The 23,078-nt window shown below is 25.0% G+C and carries 23 protein-coding genes; 14 read left to right on the top strand and 9 right to left on the bottom strand.

Features of this window, described 5'->3' with window-relative positions:
- Positions 1-11 precede the first annotated feature (11 nt).
- From IGS63_RS09335 to IGS63_RS09270, 14 genes are read left to right on the top strand one after another with little or no spacing between them, the layout of a single operon-like run.
- Positions 12-1,010 (top strand): dehydroquinate synthase/iron-containing alcohol dehydrogenase family protein, encoded by a 999-nt coding sequence (locus tag IGS63_RS09335; protein WP_190614412.1) that lies wholly within the window; start codon positions 12-14, stop codon positions 1,008-1,010.
- On the top strand, positions 1,003-1,755 hold the full coding sequence (locus IGS63_RS09330; RefSeq protein ID WP_190614410.1) for an SPOR domain-containing protein: 753 nt from the start codon (positions 1,003-1,005) through the stop codon (positions 1,753-1,755). Before IGS63_RS09335 ends, IGS63_RS09330 begins: the two co-directional genes overlap by 8 nt.
- A complete protein-coding gene (locus IGS63_RS09325) occupies positions 1,752-2,249 on the top strand; it encodes a ComEA family DNA-binding protein (RefSeq protein ID WP_190614408.1) in 498 nt (165 codons plus the stop codon). Before IGS63_RS09330 ends, IGS63_RS09325 begins: the two co-directional genes overlap by 4 nt.
- Positions 2,246-3,040, top strand: a complete 795-nt coding sequence (locus IGS63_RS09320; RefSeq protein WP_190614406.1) for an epoxyqueuosine reductase QueH — start codon at positions 2,246-2,248, stop codon at positions 3,038-3,040. The genes IGS63_RS09325 and IGS63_RS09320 overlap by 4 nt, the downstream gene beginning before the upstream one ends.
- Before the next feature lie 13 nt (positions 3,041-3,053).
- Positions 3,054-3,458, top strand: a complete 405-nt coding sequence (locus IGS63_RS09315; protein WP_190614404.1) for an ATP-binding protein — start codon at positions 3,054-3,056, stop codon at positions 3,456-3,458.
- 14 nt (positions 3,459-3,472) lie between these two features.
- Positions 3,473-4,846, top strand: coding sequence for a DUF342 domain-containing protein (locus IGS63_RS09310; protein ID WP_190614402.1), 1,374 nt, complete (start codon positions 3,473-3,475; stop codon positions 4,844-4,846).
- Positions 4,847-4,857: 11 nt separating this feature from the next.
- Positions 4,858-6,024 (top strand): tetratricopeptide repeat protein, encoded by a 1,167-nt coding sequence (locus IGS63_RS09305; RefSeq protein WP_190614400.1) that lies wholly within the window; start codon positions 4,858-4,860, stop codon positions 6,022-6,024.
- The gene (gene thyX, locus IGS63_RS09300) at positions 6,014-6,727 is read left to right on the top strand and encodes an FAD-dependent thymidylate synthase (protein ID WP_190614398.1); all 714 of its coding nucleotides are present in this window, start codon (positions 6,014-6,016) and stop codon (positions 6,725-6,727) included. Before IGS63_RS09305 ends, thyX begins: the two co-directional genes overlap by 11 nt.
- Complete coding sequence (locus IGS63_RS09295) at positions 6,714-7,085, top strand: hypothetical protein (protein WP_190614396.1); 372 nt, start codon at positions 6,714-6,716, stop codon at positions 7,083-7,085. The genes thyX and IGS63_RS09295 overlap by 14 nt, the downstream gene beginning before the upstream one ends.
- Complete coding sequence (locus tag IGS63_RS09290; protein ID WP_190614394.1) at positions 7,082-8,020, top strand: CBS domain-containing protein; 939 nt, start codon at positions 7,082-7,084, stop codon at positions 8,018-8,020. The genes IGS63_RS09295 and IGS63_RS09290 overlap by 4 nt, the downstream gene beginning before the upstream one ends.
- On the top strand, positions 8,017-8,346 hold the full coding sequence (locus IGS63_RS09285) for an iron-sulfur binding hydrogenase (protein WP_190614392.1): 330 nt from the start codon (positions 8,017-8,019) through the stop codon (positions 8,344-8,346). Before IGS63_RS09290 ends, IGS63_RS09285 begins: the two co-directional genes overlap by 4 nt.
- Entirely contained in the window at positions 8,346-9,071 is a 726-nt protein-coding gene (locus tag IGS63_RS09280; RefSeq protein ID WP_190614391.1) for a PHP domain-containing protein, read from the top strand. The genes IGS63_RS09285 and IGS63_RS09280 overlap by 1 nt, the downstream gene beginning before the upstream one ends.
- Complete coding sequence (locus IGS63_RS09275) at positions 9,059-9,613, top strand: ATP-binding protein (RefSeq protein WP_190614389.1); 555 nt, start codon at positions 9,059-9,061, stop codon at positions 9,611-9,613. Before IGS63_RS09280 ends, IGS63_RS09275 begins: the two co-directional genes overlap by 13 nt.
- A complete protein-coding gene (locus IGS63_RS09270) occupies positions 9,613-11,859 on the top strand; it encodes a BamA/TamA family outer membrane protein (RefSeq protein WP_190614387.1) in 2,247 nt (748 codons plus the stop codon). Before IGS63_RS09275 ends, IGS63_RS09270 begins: the two co-directional genes overlap by 1 nt.
- A 44-nt stretch (positions 11,860-11,903) precedes the next feature.
- On the opposite strand, the gene IGS63_RS09265 is transcribed toward IGS63_RS09270, so the two are convergent.
- The 9 genes from IGS63_RS09265 to IGS63_RS09225 form a co-directional block, all read right to left on the bottom strand.
- Positions 11,904-13,319, bottom strand: coding sequence for a YfcC family protein (locus tag IGS63_RS09265; RefSeq protein ID WP_190614385.1), 1,416 nt, complete (start codon positions 13,317-13,319; stop codon positions 11,904-11,906).
- A 21-nt stretch (positions 13,320-13,340) separates the two neighbouring features.
- Complete coding sequence (locus IGS63_RS09260; protein ID WP_190614383.1) at positions 13,341-14,672, bottom strand: M20 family metallopeptidase; 1,332 nt, start codon at positions 14,670-14,672, stop codon at positions 13,341-13,343.
- Between the two features lie 11 nt (positions 14,673-14,683).
- Entirely contained in the window at positions 14,684-15,676 is a 993-nt protein-coding gene (gene argF, locus IGS63_RS09255) for an ornithine carbamoyltransferase (RefSeq protein WP_190614381.1), read from the bottom strand.
- A gap of 89 nt (positions 15,677-15,765) precedes the next feature.
- Complete coding sequence (arcA, locus tag IGS63_RS09250) at positions 15,766-16,980, bottom strand: arginine deiminase (RefSeq protein WP_190614380.1); 1,215 nt, start codon at positions 16,978-16,980, stop codon at positions 15,766-15,768.
- Between the two features lie 253 nt (positions 16,981-17,233).
- Complete coding sequence (locus tag IGS63_RS09245; protein WP_190614378.1) at positions 17,234-18,586, bottom strand: protein O-GlcNAcase; 1,353 nt, start codon at positions 18,584-18,586, stop codon at positions 17,234-17,236.
- Positions 18,587-18,604: 18 nt separating this feature from the next.
- Positions 18,605-19,819 carry a carbohydrate ABC transporter permease gene (locus IGS63_RS09240; protein WP_190614376.1) on the bottom strand — a complete coding sequence of 405 codons (1,215 nt, stop codon included), beginning with the start codon at positions 19,817-19,819 and terminating at the stop codon, positions 18,605-18,607.
- A complete protein-coding gene (locus tag IGS63_RS09235) occupies positions 19,819-20,691 on the bottom strand; it encodes a carbohydrate ABC transporter permease (RefSeq protein ID WP_190614373.1) in 873 nt (290 codons plus the stop codon). Before IGS63_RS09235 ends, IGS63_RS09240 begins: the two co-directional genes overlap by 1 nt.
- A 52-nt stretch (positions 20,692-20,743) precedes the next feature.
- A complete protein-coding gene (locus IGS63_RS09230) occupies positions 20,744-21,955 on the bottom strand; it encodes an extracellular solute-binding protein (RefSeq protein WP_198423045.1) in 1,212 nt (403 codons plus the stop codon).
- A gap of 16 nt (positions 21,956-21,971) precedes the next feature.
- Complete coding sequence (locus tag IGS63_RS09225; RefSeq protein WP_190614371.1) at positions 21,972-23,039, bottom strand: ROK family transcriptional regulator; 1,068 nt, start codon at positions 23,037-23,039, stop codon at positions 21,972-21,974.
- Positions 23,040-23,078 lie beyond the last annotated feature (39 nt).

Here is a 23,078-nt window from a genome sequence, read left to right as displayed (position 1 = left end):
AGGTGAAATTTTTGAAAAATTTAATTTTATCTAAAAATATAAAAAGTGATATAAATGTATTTATAAAAGAAAATTTTCATGAAAAAATAATTGATAACTATGATGAAAAAGAAGACGTTTTATTTATTGTTGATACTAAATTAAGAAATTTTTTAAAGATAAAAAATAATATAAAATTTATAAAAGGTGGAGAAGAGGCTAAATATTTAGATAAGTATTTAGATCTTTGCCAAACTATAGAAAAAAATAAATTTAATATTGTTATAGGCATTGGTGGAGGATCTTTAATGGATTTAATTGGTTATACCTTAAACACATTAAATCACAATATAAAAAAAATTATTTTAATACCAACAACTTTAACCTCTATGATATTTCCACCAATTTCAGGTTTTTTTGGAATAGATATGAATTTTAAGAGAGATTATTTAAAAGTTTTTGGCTATGTAAATGAAGTTTATATTGATCAAAGTTTTTTAAGTTTATTATCAAAACAATCTTTAAAAAAGCAATTTTTTTGTAGTTATATTCTTGGAACTTATTTTGATAGTAATCTTTCTAAATTATCATTACATTATTCTAAAAATTTTGATAATACAGATTTAGAGGAATTTTTAATTAATTCAATAAAAAATTCAATGAAATTTTATAAAGATAATTATGAAATTCCGGGATATAACCTAATAAAGTATTTTATTAAAAATCCAATAGAGATAAACAATAAATTTTTTGAAATATACTCTTCAATTTTCTTATTATTATCGTATATTTCTTATATTGAAGGATTAATTTCTTTAGAAGAATTTAAGATGATTTTAAATGACACTAATGAGTTTGGTGTTTTTAATAAAAAAATAATTTTAAATATGAAAAATAATTATATAAATGATTATGTTACAGATATAATTCCAGGAAAAAATAAAAATACTTTAAAATATTTTTCAGTAAATGAAATAAATATTTACATAGATGATTTTATTAATTTTATAAGAGGTGAAAAAGTTGGATAAAAATTCATTTTTAAAAATAACAATTGTTTTAGTCTTTATTTTGCCTCTAATTACACTTCTTCTTACAGTTTATACTATATACTTAAAAGTTCAAATTAAAGATTTAAGTATTTCAATAAATGATTTAAAAACTAATGTAATAAAAGAAGAAATAACTTCAAACTTAAAAGAAAATATAACATTACCAGAAATTAATCCTAAAAAAACAAACTTAAAATATGAAATAAAAGAATTAAATTTTGAAAATCTTTTAAATGGGTCTTCTGGATCTTTAAAGCTCTATAATCTTGGTGCAGTAAAAGTATTTAATGATAAAATTAAAGCTTTTTCAAAAGCAGTAGAAGCTTATGAAAAAAATATTAATTATTATATCTTTATGTATAAAGATAAGTATTATTTATATAGAAGAGATTATAAATTAATTAATAGTGATGATTATAAAATTGTTGATGAAAAACAATATATATATACTGTACAATTAAGATATTTTGCTTCAGATCAAGCTCAAGCTTTTGTTACTGCAACAACCTTAAAAAAAGCAGGGTTTCCAGCTTTTATAATGACGAGAAATTATGCTAATAGTACAGAAAAAAACTTTACACTATTAAGTGGATTGTTTTTTGAAAAAAAAGAAGCAGAAGATTATATGAATAATATAAACGAAACTGAAATAAAAGATTTAATAGGTCTCAGCGTTAAGGATAGATTTATAAGAGGGATTTATTTTTCAGGAGAAAAAAATTGAAAAAATTTTTTTATGTTATAATTGTTTTGTTAGTTTTATTAATTGGATATGTAAACTTTAAAATAAATATTCCTAAAAACATGGAAGATACGGAAAATAAAATAAATATTCAAACAAGTTCTATTCATGAACTTATTAAAGTTCCAGGAATAGGATATTCTAAAGCTAATGATATAATTTTATATAGAGAAAAAATTGGATTTCATGCATTAGAAGACTTAAAAAATGTAAGTGGAATAGGAGAAAAAACATTTGAAAAAATAAAAAAGTATTTTTATTTAGAAAAAAAAGAATATATATTTGAAAAACAAAAAATAAACATAAATAATGATTCAATTGATAAATTAAAGTTATTACCAGGGGTAGGAGAAAAAACAGCTAAAAAAATTATAAATTATAGAAATATAAAAAAATTCAAAAATTTTGAAGATTTAAAAAAAGTTGGTTTATCAGAAAAAGAAACGATTAAATTGAAAGGACTGATAGAGTTTTGAAAATTTTTTTACATGTATGTTGTGCACCAGATTTAACAATATCTTATAAACGTTTAATAGAACTTGGATACACTCCAACAACATACTTTTATAATCCTAACATACATCCAAAATCTGAATATGAAAAAAGATTAAATGCTTACTATCAATTAAAAGAAATATGGAACTTTAAAGAGATAAAAGCTGAATACAATATAAAAAAATTTTTTGATAATTTAGACTTAAATAAAAGATGTGAAAGTTGTATTGAACATAGAATAATACAAACTGCTAAAATTGCACAAAAAAATGGGTTTAAACAATTTACTACTACGTTATTAGCTTCACCAAGAAAATCACATGAGATGATTATAAAGTGTGGTAAAAAAGCAGAAAAACTTTATAACATTGAATTTAAATACTTTAATTTTAGAGAAAATTCAGGTATTTCAAAAGCAGCAAAAATGTGTAGGACTTTAAATATATATAGACAAAATTATTGTGGATGTTCTTATTCTATTTTTGAAGCTAAACAAATAACTAAAAAATCAAAAGAACAAAAATTTAATGAATTAAAACATTTGATTGGTGAAGAAAAAGCAAAACAATTATTTTATTTATTTAAAAAAGATATTTTAAAAGTTCCTGAAGATTTATCATACATATACTTAAAAAAGTATGGATTAAAGTTAATAAAACTATTAAAACCAAGAATTATATTGATGAAGAAAGAAATTGCTAATGAGCTTAATATAAATAAAAGTGGAAGAAAGAAGGTAAATGGATGGAGGGGAAAGTTTATAATATGGTGAAGGGGGTTAATTTATGGATTTTTTTAAAATTACTATTCCAAGTAAAAATATATATATAAAATTATTAAGACATGCTTTAAAAAATTTTTTATATTTATGTAATTTTAAAAATGATGAAGAAATTTTTATGATGGAACTAGCTTTAAATGAATCAGTTGCTAATGTTATAGAACATACTTATAGTTATAATGAAGAAAAATTAATAGACATAGAATTTTTATTTGATGGAAAAGAACTAATAATAAAAATAAGAGACTATGGAAAAAAGATAGATGTGTCTAAGGTAAAACATAGACCATTAGAAGAATATAGAGATGGTGGATTGGGCGTTTATATAATAGAACAAGTATTTGGAAAACCAATTTGGGAAGATATAGAAATTGGTAACTTAATGATATTAAAGAAAGATATATTTTAATTTGGAGGGAGATTATGGCGATAATAAATGTTAAGGTATCTTCAGATAATATGGTAGCCTCTATAAACTTAATAGATGATGCAAAAAAATTAGATATGTCAGATATAGAAAACGCATTAAAAGAAAACAATATAGTATCTGGTATAAGATATGATATTATTTCAGAAATTATAGCTGAACCTAAATATTCAGTAGATTTACCAATTGCTTATGGTCATGCACCAAAAGTTGGTGAAAATGGTGGAATAAAACTATTAGCAAAAAAGAAAAGACAGAATATGGAAAAAAAATATATAGATTTAAGAGAAAGAACAAATATAATAAGTATAGAAAAAGATGAAATAATAGCTGAAATAATTTCACCAACTCAAGGCGAAGTTGGTATGGATGTTTATGGAAATGAAATTGAAGGATTGTTTGGCAAAGAATTAAAATTTAAACTTGGAAAAAATGTGATTAATAAAGAAGGAAAAATAATTGCACAGTATGCTGGAGAGTTAATCTATAAAAAAGAAATAGATGGAAGTATTTTTATAGATGTTTCGAGAGTTTATACTGTTGATGGTGATGTTGATTATTCTACTGGAAATATAAGATTTCCTGGAAAAGTAACGGTGAATGGAAATGTTAAACCTGGATTTACAATTGAAGCAGAAGGAGATATAGAAATAAAAGGTGTTGTTGAATCTGCAACTTTAATTTCTGAAGAAACTATAACAGTGTCAGGAATAAAGGGTGCAGGAAAAGGAATTATAAAAGCTAAAAATGTAATTGCAAATTATATAGAAAATGCAAATATAGAAACAAATAATAATATTGAAGTTAAACAATCAATAATAAACTCTAATTTAAAATCAGGAAATTCAATAATAGTTACAGGAAAAAACAGTAGAATATTAGGTGGAGTATTAAATGCAATGATAAAGATAGAGGCAGATATAATGGGAAGTGAAAGAACTGTAAAAACACATCTAGAAGTTGGTGTGGATCCTCATATAAATGAAGAAATAACTATAGTGAAATCTCAAATAGCTATAGATCTTGAAAATTTAAAAAAATTGAGTTTAATATTAAAAGGTATAATGAAATTAAAAGAAGAAGGAAAAATGGATAAAAATAAACTTGAACAATATAAAAAAACACTTCAAACTGCAAAAAATTTAAAAAATAATTTAGAAGAAAATGAGAAAAAATTAAATGAATTACAAGAAATAATAGATAATTCTGAAAATAAAGGTTTAATAAATGTTAGACAAATTGTATATCCTGGTGTTGAAATATATATACATAAAAGAACATTTTTTCCATCTAAAGCATTAACTAAAACAGTATTTTATTTGAGTGATAATCAAATAATGATAAGGGGGTATAACGAATCAAATCTCTAAAATTTTTACTTTTGTTTTTAATTATAATGATTTCAATTTCTAATTTTTCAAATTTAAATGATTTTTTAAATAATTTTGATGAAGAAATTATTATTAATTCTGAAAATAAAGAAATGAATATATTAGGTTTATATTTAAAATATTGGAAAACAGGGTATGAAGATTATAAAACAACTGCAAATATAATGAGATCTGAATTATATAAAAATTTTTCGGCAGATGAATCTGTACTTTTAAATATATTATCTGAAACGATTCCATTTGATTATTTTAAACCACAAAAAGATTTAGAAGAAGCATTGAATATTTATAATAATTCAATAATTTTAAATTCTATGTATATTTATTTTGCATATACAGATTGGGAAAAATCTAGAAATTTAATAAAATTAAAAAAAATAAATGGAGCAATTTCTAAAATAGAACAGCTTAAAGGAAAAACACCATTTACTTCTTATTATCATTCACTTATTCTTTGGAACTCTAAAATATATCAAAACAAAAATGAAGCATACAATGAATTAAAAGCAATGTATATTAATCATAAGGATAATCAAAAAATTTTAGAATTACTAATAAAATTTTGTTATTCATTAAATAAATTAGATGAAATAATCTCTTATAGTGAGTTATACAAAAATTTTTCAAAGAAAGATAATAAAATACTATTATTAATAGCTAAAACGTATCAAAAAAATAAAAATTATAAAAAATCAAGAGATTTAATTCAAAATATAATCAATAATACAAATAAAAACAATGTATTAGCCTCTTCATATGAAATATTGGGAGATATGGCCAGTACAACATCACAAAAGATAAATTATTATAGACTTTCATTAAAAAATGATCCTAAAAATCCAACTGTTCTTGAAAAATTGGGTAGAACATATTATACTGGAAATGAAAAAAATTTAAATCTTGCAAGAATATATTTAAGTAAATCATTAACCTTTGATCCAAATCAAGAAAAAACTTATAAAATGTTAATATCAATTCAGAAAAAGTATAGAATATATGCTTTTTTTTCTTATGTATTACCTTTATTTTTAATAAGCGTGTTATTAATTTTTATTTTAATACATAAAAAAAATGAAAAAGAAATAATTGTTGAAAAAATTGGAGAAAAAATAAATGTAAAAAACGAAATTATGAGGAGTGAAAAAAATGAAGAGTGAAGAAATAAACTTACTCGATTCTGGATTTGTGAAATTAATTGATTTTATGGGAGATGATAATGCTGCAATAAGAGCTGCACGTGTTTCATACGCTGGTGAAATGAAAAATGATGAAAGAGATAAAAAATTATTATTTTATTTAATGGAACATGGACATCATTCACCTTTTGAACATATTACTTTTACATTTCATATAAAAACTCCTATATTTGTTGCAAGACAATGGTTTAGACACAGAATAGGAATGTCTTACAATGAAATAAGTAGAAGATATACTTCAAAGTATGCAGAAGAATTTTATATACCAGAACAAGTTAGAACTCAAAATACACAAAACAAACAATCTTCTGATATTATAAAAGATAAAGAAATTACAGAAGAAGCAATAAAAATTTTTAAAAAATCATATGAATTAGCATATAAAAATTATAAAAAATTATTAGAAATGGGAATTGCAAGAGAAATGGCAAGAATGGTTTTACCAGTAGGACAGTATACGCAATTTTATATGACAACAAATGTTAGAGCACTTATGCACTTTTTAAATTTAAGAGCTGATTCTCATGCTCAACTTGAAATTCAAGAATATGCATTGGCTATGGCAAAGATATTTAAAGAAAAATGTCCATGGACATATGAAGCATTTTTAAAGTACAATTATACTGGTGATTTACTTGGGAATGATAGCATTGAAAATAATTGAAATATCAAAACTTCTAAAAGCAAAAAAAATTTATTTAACTCCAAATGTAGAAAATTTTAAAATAAAATATGCTGGGGCTGGAGATTTAATGAGTGATGTTTTAGCATTTTCCAAAGAAGACATGCTTTTAATTACAGGACTTGTTAGTCCACAAACAATTACAACGGCAGCGGTAATTGGAGCTAAAGTAATTTTATTTGTGAGGGGAAAGAAAATTTCTGATAAAGTTATTGAAATGGCAAAAGATTTAGATATTTCTATATTGAAGACAGATTTATCAATGTATGTTGCATGTTCTATGTTATTTAATAATGGAATAAAAGATGCAATGGGAACAGATTTGGGGATAGAAATATGAACAAAACAGTTGATAAGTTAGTTGAATTACTTTCAAATGTTTTTTCAAATACAAAGATAAAAGAAATAATGAGTACACCACCAATAGTAGTTACAGAAGAAACGAAAATAAAGTATGCAAAAGAAATAATGAGAATTAAAGGTATTTCAGGAATGCCTGTTGTAAATAAAAAATTAGAATTAATTGGAATATTAAGTATAGAAGATTTAATAAAAGTATTTGAAAATGGTGGTATAGAAAGTAGAGTTTTAAATTGGATGACAAAAGAACCATTTTATTTAAGTGAAGAAGATACAATAAGAGATTTTTTGGATTTTAATCAAGAAAAAAAATTTGGTCGTTATCCAGTTTTGAATAGAGATAAAAAAGTTGTTGGTGTTGTAACAAAATTAGATATAATGGAATGGTTATTTAAAAAACTTGGGCATATATATATACATGATGAAAGAAGAAAAAGAGTTTTAGAAAATGAATTTAAATCAATAATTATCAATGAAAAAAAATCTGGGGCAGATTTTTCATATGAAATAAATTATAATTCAATAGAAAGTATTGGAATGGCAGCTACAAAATTAAAAAAATTTTTATTAAGTAAAGAAATAGATTCAAAATTAACAAGGAAAATATCAATAGCTACATATGAAGCCGAAGCTAATGTAGTGATACATAGTGGATCTACAGGACATATATATTGTTATATAAAAGAAGATTTTATAAAAATTTATGTTGAAGATTTTGGAAAAGGTATAGAATGTATAGATAAAGCTATGAAAGAAGGCTATTCAACAGCATCAGAGACTATAAGAGAAAAAGGTTTTGGAGCCGGAATGGGATTACCTAATATGAAAAGATTTTCAAATAAAATGACAGTAGTTTCTAGTCCTGATAAGGGACTTAAAGTAGAAATGATATTTTTTAGGGGGGATAAAAAATGAAATTAAAAAAGATAATTGATGAATTAAATTTAGAATCAATAACTAATTTTAATGATGAAGATATAAATTCAGGACATGTTGGAGATTTATTAAGTGAAGTAATGGGAAATGCTCCAGAAGATTCAATATGGATAACACATCAATCACATCAAAATATAATAGCAGTAGCTGAAGTTGTAGGTGCAAGGGCAATTATTTTACCAGAAAATGAAGAATATATGGAAGAAACTATAAAAATAGCAAAAGAAAAAAATATTGTATTATTAAAATCTAAAAAATCAGCATTTGAATTGGCTGGAAGTCTTTATAATTTATTGAGGGAATAATGGCAATTTTTAAATGTAGTTTTCATAATCATACAGTTTTATCTCCTTGTGGAGAAATAACTATGACACCAGAAGTATATTTAGATGTTTTACAAAAAATAGGAATAGATTGGATATCAATAACCGACCATAATTCTGCCAAAAATGTTTTAGTTTTTTCGGATATATTATCTAAAAATGGAATAAAAGTTATTTTTGGAATAGAAGTACAAACAATTGAAGAAGTTCATATATTGGTATATTTTAAAAATATTAATGAATTATTAGAATTTTCAAAAAAAATCGAAGAAAGTTTAATAATAAAAAAATATGATCCAGAAAAACTTGGATATCAAATATTATTAAATGAAAATGGAGAATTTAAAAAAATTATAGAAACGCCTTATTATGGAAGTTCTTCTAAGTATAGTATAGATAATATATATATAATGGCAAGAAAATATGAAACTTTAATAGTTCCAGCACATATTTTTAGATCATTTGGATTAATTAAACAACTTGGAATACCGCCAAAATTAGAATTTGATGCAGTTGAAGTAAAATCAGAAAAAGAAATGATGAAAGCAAAAAAGTTAGGTTTTAAAAGATTTATTTTTGGAAATGATGCACATTTCCCACAAGAATTAAACATGATAGCATGTAATGTAGACGCTTCATCAAGAACGTTTGAAGAATTAAAAAAATCTATATATAATAATAAGGTGATTCCAATATGGCAACGTTAAAAACTATTGCAGACCATATTTCAGATATATGTGAAAATGCAGTTGCTTCACATTCTAAAAAATGTGAATTATATATTGAAGAAGATAAAACAAATATTAAATTTATTATTAAAGATTATGGAAAAGGAATGGATGAGGATGACATAAAAAAGGCATTAGATCCATTTTTTACAACAAAAAAAGAAAGAAAAAAAAAGTTTGGAGTTGGACTGCCATTTTTAAAATTTTCCACAGAATTAACTGGTGGATATTTAAAATTACAATCTAAAAAAGATGAGGGAACTATAGTAGAAGCATTATTTAATAAAACTAACATTGATTGTCAACCAGTTGGAGATATTTCAATGTGTATTTTTTCTGTGATATATATAGATCCAAATGTTGATTGGTATATAAAACGTACATTTAACAATGAGTCATATGATTTAAACACAGAAAAATTAAAAGAATTATATGAAGATATATATTTTAAACCAACTTTTATGAATGAAATAAAACAAATGCTAAAAACATTAGAAACAGAAATCAAGGAGGAAAATTGATGAAAAAATTTTTATTGATAGTATTTTTAACCTTTATATTTATTACATCTTTTTCTATAACTAAACTAACAGATATAAAATTTAGTAATGATATTAGTTATGCTGCAACTAAAGTAGATAAAATTTTAAAAGATTATGAAATACAAAAAGATCATCTTGTTGGTGATATTGATATACAATTAGCTTTAAAACAAATAAATGAACTTGGTTATTTTACATCGTTAAACTATAAATTAGATGAAAAAACTGGAGTATTAAATATAGAAATAACCCCAAATCCTATTGTAAAAGATATAAAAGTAGAAATATTAGGAGACGGTTTAGTAGATAAAAAGGATATATTATCTAATATAACTTTAAAAAAAGACATTCCATTAAATATAACAGATTATAAAAATAGTGGTAAAAATATACAAAGACTTTATAATTCAAAAGGTTATGTTTATATTTCAATAAATTCTAATATAAAACTCAATTCTAATAAATTAACTATTGAAGCTACTAAAGTAAATAATAAAGAATATAAAAACGGAACACTTGTTTTTGAAATTAAAGAATATTCTTTATGGGATATAGAACTTCAAGGAGATATGAAAAAATTAAATAAAGAAAAAATAAAAAATGAACTTGGCTTTGAATTTAGAAAAGAATATAATAATAAATTTTTCTTATTTAGACCAGATGTAAAAGAAACATATTTAAGTATACAAAAATACTATCAAATAATGAATAAATTAAAACAACTTGAATACTTTGATGAAAATACAAAAATGGGATTTAAAGAAATAAACATAAAAGAAAATAAAGGTGGAGAATTATTATTAGTATTTAGTGGTAAACCAAAACAAATAATTGATAAAGATATAAAAATAAAAAATGTAGTATTTAAAGGAAATAATAGTATAGATAACTTTAAATTAAAAGAAAGTATATCATTATTTATGAAAAAAGAAACTATTTCAAATATTGATTTATTAAATGCTTTGGATAACTTAAAAAAAGTGTATTTAGATAATGGGTACTTATATGTTAATATAACTCCTATTATAGAAAATAACATTATAACTTTTAAATTTGATGAAATGAAAGTAGGAAAAGTAGAAATTAGTAAAGAAGCAACTGCTAAAACACAAGACTATATAATAAATTCTTTTGTAAAAATAAAAGAAGGAAATGTCTTGAATCAAAAAGATTTAAGAAATACATATACATCTTTTACTGGATCAGGTTTTTACAGTAAATTAGATATATTACCAAAAGAAGATGGGGATAAAATAGATATAATTTTAAAACCAAAAGAATCAACAAAACTTAGAAAATTTATGTTTGGTGGAACATGGACACCATTAGAAAATAAACAATGGTATGAAGGTTTTAGTTTTACAACGGACTTAAAAATGCCAAATCCATTTGGATATGGACAAACTTTTGGGTTAAATGTTAAATTAAATCCAGTATCAAATCAGTATGAAGCTGGATTTGATTACAATGTAATTAAATTATTTAGTTCAAATGTAGATATGGGATTTAACTCTAAATATATGTATTTACCATCAGGAAAGTATGAAAGTACATTTGGTTCTACAATTACTAATCAAATATCAGTAGGTATTAGCCCAAGATTTAAAATTTCAGATTTTTCTTATATTACAACGTCAATGGCTTATAATGATTATACAAAAGAAGATAATTCAAAGTACTCTGATTTTACAGCAAGTACTGGATTTTTATATAATAAATTAGATGGTTTATATAGAGTATACAATGGTGAATATTTATCTTTAGATGTTATGGGAGGAATAAATGTAATTGAACCATCAAAAAAATATCTGGGTGGAAATATAGAAACAAAATACTTTACAACATTTCAAAAATTCACACTTGGAACGAGAGTTAAGGTTGGATATGTAAATGATCCATCTAATTTAAAATCATTTTATTCAATTGGTGGTATGTATACAGTTAGAGGATATGATTTTGGAACATTAAATGCAGATTCTCAATTATTGATGAATGCTGAACTTTCATATGAACTATCTACACAAACTATTCCAATTGATTTATTTATATTTGGAGATTATGGAAATGCAAAAGATGATCCATCAAAGTTATTAGAAGATTCAATATGGTCATTTGGTACTGGATTGAAGTTAACAATACCTATGTTAGGACAAGTAAGATTTGAATATTCATGGGATAAAAACTTAGTTGGAAAGTATACATTTGGTTTTGGACAAGTTTTTTAATAAACAAAAAAAATAACCCAAGTATTTTACTTGGGTTATTTTTTTTATAAAGCAACACCTATTACTAAAGATAAGATAGAGAATACGAATAATATTGCTAATAATTTCCATAAAAATTTTAGCCATGTTCCGTAAGGAACTCTTGCAATAGCAAGACCACCCATAACAACTGCACTCGTTGGTGTAAATAAATTAAGTATACCATTTGCTGATTGATAAGCAGTTATAATTATATCTCTTGATACATGTGCAAAGTCTCCAAGTGGAGCCATAATAGGCATAGATAAAGTTGCCAATCCTGATGTTGAAGGGATTAAGAAAGATAAAGGTAAATAGAATAAATAAGTTACTATTGCAAAAACAGAAGAACTTAATTTTGCCAATGATCCTTCACCTAAATGAAGAATGGTATCTGTTATATTACCATTATTCATTACTATAGTTATACCTCTTGCAACACCAATTATTATTGCAACACCCAATAAATCTCTTGCACCATTTATAAATGCTCCAACTAATTCTTCTTCTTTCATTCCATAAACGATACCTATTATTACAGCTGATACAAAGAATAATGTTGTTAATTCCCCAAACCACCAGTAAAGAGTTGGAATTGCTGTAATACCTATATCAGAAAATGGAATTACACCATAAACCATAACAATAAACGTTGCTGCAAAAATCCAAAGAACAGCTTTTCTTCTTCCATTTAACTCTGGAAAATCATTTTCTGATTTTGCATGTAAAAAATGTTCTTTGTTTTTATCAAACATATCTGCAACTAAAGATTTACTTGGATCTTGTTTTACTTTTTTTGCATACTTCATAACATAAAAAATAGTAATAGCTTCACCAACTATAAGCATAAAAAGTCTTAAACCAATACCTTCACCAAGAGAAATATTTGCAAATCCAGAAGCAATTCCAGTTGCAAAAGGATTAACTGTTGAAGCTAAAACACCAACACCAGCTCCAAGCATTATTACAGCAACAGCAGTAATAGCATCGTAACCAGCTGCAATAAAAACCGGAATTATTAATGGATAAAAGGCAATTGTTTCTTCACACATTCCAAAGGTAGTTCCACCAAGACCAAATAAAATCATTAGAATTGGAATCATTAACTTTTCTCTACCTTTTAATTTCTTAGTTACAGAAGCAATACCAGCATCTACTGCTCCTGTTTTCATAACTACACCTAAAAATCCACCAATAACAATTACAAATAAAGCTACATCTACAGCATCATAAAAACCATCGATTGGAGCCTTAATAATTGCACCTATACCTTGTGGATTTTTTGGAACGCTATGATAAGTTCCTGGAATAGGTTGTAACTTTGATGCATTTGGATCAACATAATCATAGTTTCCAGTTGGAACAACCCATGTCATAATTGCAACTATTGCAATTATTATCATTAGAATTGTATAAGCTGTTGGCATCTTAAACTTTTTCATAAATACAATACCTCCATAAATTTATTTTGCTAACTCAAAAATTGCTTTAGAATATATGTTCATACATTTTACTAAATCTTTTATTTCAATGTATTCATTTGGTTGATGTTCTGTTTCAGCACTATCTGGAAAAATTGCTCCAAAAGCAACACAATTTTTAATTGCTCTTGCATAAGTGGCACCGCCAGAGGTAAGTGGGGTTGAATCCAAACCGGTTTCTTCTTCATATACTTTTCTTAAAGTTTTTATTAAAAAATGATCTTTAGGGATATATATAGAATCTAAATAATCATATTCATTATAATCTAATCCATATAATGAAGCTTTTTCCTTAATTTTATTTACAACAGTTTCTTTTTTTATAGTTACTGGGATTCTAATATCCATACCTAATTCTTCTTTTTCTGAATTTATAAAGATTCTACCTATATTTATAGTGAGTTTTCCAGAAACATCATCTTCACAATTAGGAATTATTAATTCTCCATTATATGTTTCTTTAATTTCATTAGCAATAAAATTAATTGTATTTGATTCTATACCAATATTTTTTAAAGCAATACATAATCTTGAAATTGCATTTATACCATGTTGTGGAGTAGAAGCATGAGCGCTTTTTCCATGAATTATTATTTCATCATTTTTTCTTGAATAATTGTAATTTAAAATTTTTAACTCTTTTTCAAGTTCATCTATTTTTTCTGATGAGTAAATTATTTTATCAGGAACAGCATTTAAAGCTTTTCCACCATCAAGAAATATATTCGTATTAGTTTTACTACTTAAAGTTGCTTGTAATAATCCTTTTTCGGCATAAATTAAAGGGAAAACAGAATCTGGAGTAAATCCTACTGATGGAGTTTCTTCTTTTTCTAAATACTTATTTATTCCTCGCCATAGATTTTCCTCATCTACTCCAAATATAAATCTAACTCTTTTTTTAAAATTAAAACCAGAATCCATTAAAGCTTTTGTACCATAAATAGCAGATAATAAAGGACCCTTATCATCTTGTGTTCCTCTTCCATAAAGTTTTTCATTGTGAACAGTACATTCGAATGGTGGAAACTTCCAATTACTTAATTCTCCTGCAGGAACAACATCTAAATGTCCTAAAATACCTATTAATTCTTCACCTTGACCAATTTCAGCATATCCATAATATCCGTTTTCATCTCTATATGTTTTAAAGCCTAAAGTAGTACATAATTTTAAAGTTTCATTTAAAGCATCATTTATATTCTTTCCAAATGGATAATTTGAATCATTTTCATCTAAAACACTTGGAATACTGATTAGTTTTTTTAGTGAATCAATTAATTTATCTTTATAAATATCTGTATTTATATTCATTTGGGAACTCCTTATAGATTTCCAATAGTAGCAACCATAACAGCTTTAATGGTATGCATTCTATTTTCAGCTTCATCAAAAACCTTAGAATGTCTACTTCTAAATACTTCATCAGTAACTTCCATTGATTCAAGACCAAATTTTTCGAATATATCTTTACCTACAACTGTATTTTTATCATGGAATGAAGGTAAACAGTGTAAGAAGATAACATCATCATTTTCTGTTTTCTTTATCATTTCCATATTAACTTGATAATCTTTTAATAAATTAATTCTTTCTTCAAATTTGTCTTCTTCTCCCATTGAAACCCATACATCTGTATAGATAACATCTGCTCCTTTTACATCATCTACATTTTCTGTTAATGTTATTGTTGCTCCTGTTTCCTTTGCTACTTCTTTCATTTCATTTACAAGTTCTTCACTTGGCCATAATGATTTTGGTGCCAATGCAACAAAGTCCATTCCTGTTTTTGCTGCTCCTATCATTAATGAGTTTCCCATATTGTTTCTTGCATCTCCTACGAATACAAATTTTACTTTATTTAATGGTTTTGCTACATGTTCTTTTACTGTTAAAAAGTCTGCTAAGATTTGTGTTGGGTGGTATAAATCTGTTAACCCATTCCATACTGGTACTCCTGCATATTTTGCCAATGTTTCTACTGTTTCTTGTTTGAATCCTCTAAATTCTATTCCATCATAGAATCTTCCTAATACTTTTGCTGTATCTTCTATTGTTTCTTTCTTTCCCATTTGACTATTTGTTAAGTAAGTTACATTTGCTCCTTCATCATATGCTCCTACTTCAAATGCACATCTTGTTCTTGTTGATGACTTTTCAAATATTAATACTATATTTTTTCCTTCTAATAAGTTTCCTTTTATTCCTGCTCTTTTTTTTGCTTTTAAGTCCATTGATAAATCCAATAAGTATCTTATTTCCTCTGGTGTATATTCTTTTAATGTTAAAAAGTGTCTTCCTCTTAAGTTTACTGACATTGTATCCTTCCTCCTTCACTTTTTTTGTTGTGTTTTATTTTCAATATTTTTTATTTTAATTTTTGAGTTTTTAATGTTTGAGAACTATATTATTCTTCTCTAAATAGTGGCATACTCATACATCTTGGACCTCCACGTCCTCTTGAGAGTTCGCTTGATGGGATTTCGAGTATTTCTATTCCTGCTTCTTTAAATAATCTGTTGGTTACATAATTTCTATCATAAACTATTATCTTACCTGGAGCTATTGCCAATGCATTTGATCCATCATTCCATTGTTCTCTTTCTGCTGCTATTTCATCTGAGTCTCCACATCTTATTACCGTTGCTTTTTCTAATTCTAAGTGTCTTTTCAATATTTCAGATAGTTCTCCACTTTCTTCTGATACTGAATATCCTTTATCTTCTTTTCTCAATACAAATATTTTTATTATTCCTTCTAACTTTGGATGTACTACAAACTTATCATAATCCAACATTGTAAATACTGTATCTAAGTGCATGTATGCTCTTGATTCTGGTATTAAAAATCCCAATATGCTTTCAAATGAATCTCCATATTTATGAAATATGTTGTTTGCTAATGCTTCTAGTGCTTCTGGATCTGTTCTTTGAGATATTCCAACTGCCAATGTCTTTTTGTTTAATACTAATACATCTCCACCTTCTAATGCGTATGGACAATCTTTTTCATAATACTTTGGTGTTCCTTTGTATTCTGGATGATTATTTATTACATATTCCATTAACATTGCTTCTCTTCTTCTTGCTGGTGTTCTCATTTTATTTATTGTTATTCCTTTTCCTATTGTTGCTGCTGGATCTCTTTGAAAGTATAAGTTTGGCATTGGATTTAAAAAGAAGGGTATTCCTAACTTGGCTTTTCTTACCTTTACTGAAAATATATCTTGTTTTAACTTCAATTCATTTGTTCTTACTCCTGCTATTAACTTGTCTACCATTTCTCTTGTACTCATTGAAGTTAACATCTCTATTAAGGCTTCTCTTATATATTGATTGTTTATTTCAGATAGGTCTAAAAATTCTTTTACAAAGTCAAGTTTGTTATTTTGTGAGTCCATGGCTTCTACGAATAGATCTGTTACATACTTTACTTCTACGCCATTTTCTCTTAGAAGGTTGGCAAATGCATCGTGTTCCTCTTGTGCCTTTTTTAGGTAGGGTATATCATCAAATAGAAGATCTGCTAAGTAGCGTGGGGCTAAGTTTTCTAACTCTTTTCCTGGCCGATGTAATAACACTCTCCGTAATTTACCTATTTCACTATATACATTTATTTTCATATTGACTCCTCCTTAGACTGTTTTTTACAAAAAGAAAATCTTATTTTTCCTTTTTTTACTTTTTTTTCATAAATTTAAAAACCAAAATCATTATAAACTATAATAAAAAATTTTTCAAATATAATTTTAAGCAATTAAAAAAACTTACAGTCAATAAAATGAAATTTTTCTCATATTTTATAGTTAAACTTCAAAATTCAATATGTTAAAAATAAAAAAGCATTTTGAAAATTTCAAAATGCTTTTTTTAGTACTAAAATATATTCAATTTTATAAATCCTTTAGCGTTTTTCAAGTGTATTAATGCAAATTTTATTAAGTCTTCACCATAAACTTTTGTATCTAATTCTATACATAATTTTAGTAAATTTTCTACTTCTAAAATTTTTTTTCTTAATTTATTTATATCCTCATTATTAAATTTTTCATGTATTAATGGTTGAGATAATTCAATTAACTCTGATATTTTTTCAATTAAAAAACCAGAATTTTTATAATTTTTTAACCATGGAATTAAATTTTCCTTTAATTTTTTTTGAAGGCTCATTAATTTAGAATAAATTTTAAAAATTTTTTTTGATTCATTTTTTAAATATTCTATACCTTTTGAAGATGAATTTTCATATAATTTATTAAAAGTATTTATAAAATTTTTAGTATATGTGTTTTCTTTATTTAAAGGACTTTGTACATTTACTTTTGAAAATTCGTATAATTCATTTTTTAAATTAGTTAATCTTGAAATTGAGTTTCTTAATGAAATATCTGGATCGTATGATTCTGGATTATTTAAGTATTCAGATATTGCTCCTAAAGTTATCATTGAAGCATATGCTTGATTCATTGGATTTATTAAAAAACCTTTTGAATTTTTAAATAAATTTTTATCTCTTCCAATATAAGGTCCTAAGTGCATTTCTGAAACCATTGTTGAATCATTAACAGGATAATTATCCCAATACAATACTTTTCTTTTAAAAGCTTTACTAATTTTTTCTGAATCATTTAAAGGGATTTTTTCTGAACAAACTTCAGGTCCTGTCCAAATTATTTCTATTTCACTATTTAAAGTTTTTCCTAATTTTTTTTGATAATCTCCAACTTCACCATGATAATGTGTTGGACAAAATATAAATTTTTCTATTTTGTTTGAAAGTTCATTATATAATTTATTAGTAAAATCTTGTTGTGCATCAGCTAAATCATTATATTTATTTTTGTCTTCTTCATACTGTAAGTTTGTAGGAATATCATCCAAAAACAAACAAATTGTTTTAACTCCTATATTTATAAAAGTTTCAAATTTTTCCTTTAGTTTTAATAATTGATCATTGTTTGAATATTTTAATGAAAGTCCAGGGCTTATTGCGATTGAAACATCAATGTTACTTTTTTTACCTTCTATTATTAAGTCTTTAAATTCTTCCATAAATGAGCTTGGATATTTTTTTCCCCAATTAAATCTATGATATGTATCTGCTTTTGGCGCATAAATATATAGATTATAATTATTTTTTTCCATAAATTTTATTAGATCTTTTCTTTCTTGATGAGTCCAAGGTTTTCCATAAAACCCTTCTACAATTCCTCTTATATCAAAGTACATATTTTATCACTCCATTTCTTATGATTTTACTGCGCCATCTACAAGTCCTGATATTATCTTTTTTTGAAAAATTAAAAAAATTATAATAACTGGAACTGCTGCAATAGTAGAAGCTGCCATTAATATTGGCCAACTAACTTGATTTAATTTTTGAAACATAGCAAGTCCTACTTGGACAGTTCTCATTTCTGGTGTGTTTGTTAATACTAATGGATAATATAAGTCATTCCAACTGCTAATAAAAGAATTAATACCAAGAACTGCTAATGCAGGACCACTTAAAGGTAATATTATTTTTGTAAATATTTGAAAATCATTTGCGCCGTCAACATATGCTGCTTGATCAAGTTCTTTTGGTAATTGTTCTATATACTGTCTCATTAAAAAGATTCCAAAAGGTGTAACTATTGAGGGTAATATTAAAGCCTGATAAGTATTTATCCAGTGTAATTTACTCATTAAAATAAATATTGGAATAATTGTAATTTGTGGTGGAATCATCATTGTTCCAAGAACTATAGCAAATAATATTTCTTTTCCTTTAAAGTTTTTTCTAGCAAAAACATAAGCTACCATAGTACAAAATAATAAATTTCCTGCAACTGAAAGTATAGATACTAGAGAACTATTTAATATATATCTTGCAAAGTCATTTTCCTTCCATACCTTTATAAAATTATATAAAGTTGGAAATTTATAACTCATTTTTACTTCATCAATTTGAATAGGATTATTTGAATTAAATAATAATTCTATTTTAGATATATGTTTAATATCTATGTTATTGTATTTTTTTAAATTTAATTTTAGAGAAATTTTTTCCCATTTATAATTATTCATTAAATTATAAGATATTTTTTGTTGATTATCATCTATATCCTTTAAAAGAATATCAAAAGATTTTATATCTTTAGCATTAATATAAAAATCAATACTATTAATTGTATTCATATCTTTATCTCTTACTTTTAAAATTAAACCCGAAGTATTGTTGCTTGATATTTCAATACCTTTGCTATATGGAGAATTTATTATTTTATACTTTCCAATTACACTCATTTTATTTCTTAAAAACATTGGATTTAATTCAAAATCCAATAAAGTTTTTTCTTTTACTATATGAAAAAGATCTCCTTGAGATATTAAAGATGTCATTATCATCATGAATAAAGGTATCATAGAAAAAATTAATAATATGCTTAATAATATTAAATTTATTTTTTTTACTGTCATTAATAGTCACTCCTCAAAACTCTTTTTTGAACAAGTGTAATTGTCATTATTATTATGAATAGTATATATGAAATTGCTGAACCATAACCCATTTGAAATTTATTAAATGAAACTTGATAAAGATAATGAACTACAGTTTGAGTGGCATTTTGTGGGCCACCACCAGTCATTGTATAAATTTCACTAAATATTTGAAATGAACGAATTGTATTTATTGAAATAACAAAAAACAAAGTAGGTTTTAACATTGGAAGTGTAATTTTAAAAGCAACTTGTCTTGGATTTGCACCATCTATTTTAGCAGCTTCATAAACCGAATCTGGAATATTTTGAAGTCCAGCAAAAACTAATATAACATAGTATCCAAAGGCAGCCCAAACATCCATAATCATTATTGAAATTAAAGCAGTTTTTTGATTAGCAAGAAAACTTCTTTGATCTACATGCATGCCTAAAAAAGATATAATGGTATTAAAAAAACCATTTGAACTATATAAATAAATCCATATCATTGATATTACAACCATTGATATTACTGAAGGTAAAAAAAAGCCTGCTTTAAAAATTCCACTTCCTTTTTTATAGGTATTTAATAAAATAGCTATTAATACAGCAATTCCTATTGTAAAAGGTATTGTTCCTATTACAAATATAAATGTGTTTTTTAATGCTATTAAAAATGTTTCATCTTGAAATGCATGAATATAATTTTTTAATCCTACAAACTCCATAGTTGGATTTATTCCAGAATATTTTGTAAAACTAACATAAATAGAAAAAAGTATGGGATATAAACCAAAGATTAAAAATGATATTAACCATGGTGAAAGAAAAAATAATATAGTTAATCTTTGTTTGGTTTTTGATTTCACAAATCATACCTCCTAAAATCCGGAGATTCAAAGGAACCTCCGGAAAAAACTTTTATTTTGAATTATCTAAAATTTCTTGTATTTTTTTGTTGTATTTATCTAAAGTTTTATTAATATCTTCATTATTTAAGATTATTTCTTCTATTGCACTTGTTACTTCAGTTTGAATATCTCCCCACTTTGGATGTGGTGGAACAGGTACTGCAGTTGCATTTTGTTTAAAGAAAATTAAAGACATTGGATTATCCTCAAACCATGGATCATTTGAAGCTTTTGAATTAGATGGGAATATTGCAGGTACTCTTTTTGTTATTTTCATAGCAACTTCTGGTCTTGTTAAATAGTTTATTAATTTAACTGCTGCATATTTCTTTTTTGATTGATTTGAAATAGTTAAAATTTCTCCACCTGCAAATGATGCACTAAATCCTCTATAATTTGAAGGTTTTGGTACATAACTAACATAGAAATTTGTATTTGGATATGTAGAAGATAATTGAGAAATTGCACCACTACCAGTAATCCACATTCCGATTTTTCCTTCTCCAAAAGCTGCTTGTAAATCTGAAATCTTTGTTTTTAAGGCATATTTTGATAAATCTTTATAAAATTTAGCAGCTTCTTGTACTTCAATTGAATTAAATGTAGCCTTTTTTAAGTCTTTTGAAATAACTCTTCCTCTATTACCCCAAACTGCTGGTAAAAACCATTCTTGCCAAGGAGAATAAGGTTCGCCAGAAGCCATTGCGACACCATGAATATCTGAACCTAAAGCATCTATTTTCTTTGCAGCTTCTAACATTTCATCCCAAGTTTTTGGTGGGTTTGTTGGATCTAATCCAGCTTTTGTGAATAAATCTATGTTATAGTACATTGCACGTGTTCCTAATAACCAAGGAACTCCCCAATATTTACCATTAAATTCTGATTGATTCCATCCTACAATTTCTGGATTGTTTTTCATTGTGTTAGACATATCAAATAAAACGCCTTGTTTTGCAAAGTTTGCAACCCAGGTGTTTCCGAGTTCTAAAACATCTGGAGCAGCATTTGCTGCAAAAGCTGTTACTATTTTATCGAAACCATTTGCCCAAGATAATTGAACTACTTCAACATCTATATCTGGGTTTTCTTTTTCAAATCCAGCTAAAATATTTTTAGATACATCATCCCCCATCATGAATTGCCATAAAACAATTTTAGTTTTTGAAAATGATAAAACAGAAAAAATAACTAGAACAAAAATAAGTAACTTGGTTTTCACACCATCCACCTCCACTTTAATTTTGTATTTTTGAAATAAATTCAAAGTTATTCATAACTTCATTTAAAAAAGCAGTTACAGTGCCGACAGCAACAGTTTTTATTTCACCGGTATCAATAACTATGAACTTATTTTTTTTATTTAGTTTAGAACATATGTTTGAAATAAAGTAATTTTTCATTTTTTTAGAAAATAAAGTTATGTCTCCACCTAAAATTATTTTTTCTGGATCTAAAAAACTACTCATTTGAACTATTTTTTCTGAAATTATATTTAAAAAACTATCTACAAGTTCTTTTTTCTTTGAATTTTCATAATTTTTAATATCATCTAAAGTAATAGAAAAATTTAATTCATATTTATTAAATTTTATTTCTCCAGCAGCACTATTTGATCCATTATAAAGTTTTTTATTAATAATAATTCCTGCACCTAATCCTTCTAAATTAATTAAGTTATTAGGAAAAAAGAATATAAAATAAATTAGATTTGAAATTTTTAGTTTAGAATGTAATAAATAAGCAGCAGCACCAGCATTTGCATCATTTTCTATATAAACAAAAATATTATATTTTTCTTCTAAAATACTTTTTAAACTATAATTTTTTAAATTTAATTCATCAGATAAAATAATTATTCCTTTTTGAGAATCAACTATTCCAGGCATTGCTAAGCAAATACCAACAATATTTTCATAATTATTTAAATATTGATCAATAATTTTATAAATATTTTTATCAATATTTCTATTGTTAATATGACCTGAAATAGAAAATGAATCAATAATTTCTCCTTTTATATTTGTTAATATAGAATATACTTCTTTTCCAGTTATTGAAATTCCAATAATATAAAAACTATTTTTATTTAAAGATAATAAATTTGTCTTTCTTCCACCTTTTTTACTTGAACTAGTTTCACCATTTTTTAAAACTAAATTTTGTTTCATTAAAACTTCTAAATTTCTTGATATTGTAGAACGATCAACATTTAATTTTTCACTTAATTCTTGTCTTGTAAAAGTATCTTTTAACCATATATATTTTAGTATTGAATGTTGTGTTTTGTTTTTTATTTTAAGCATATTTCACCGCCTTTTTAGTTGTGTGCATCATGCAACTAA

The sequence above is a fragment of the Tepiditoga spiralis genome, from assembly GCF_014701195.1.
Classification (GTDB): domain Bacteria; phylum Thermotogota; class Thermotogae; order Petrotogales; family Petrotogaceae; genus Tepiditoga; species Tepiditoga spiralis.
This window is presented reverse-complemented; position numbering and strand designations above follow the sequence as displayed.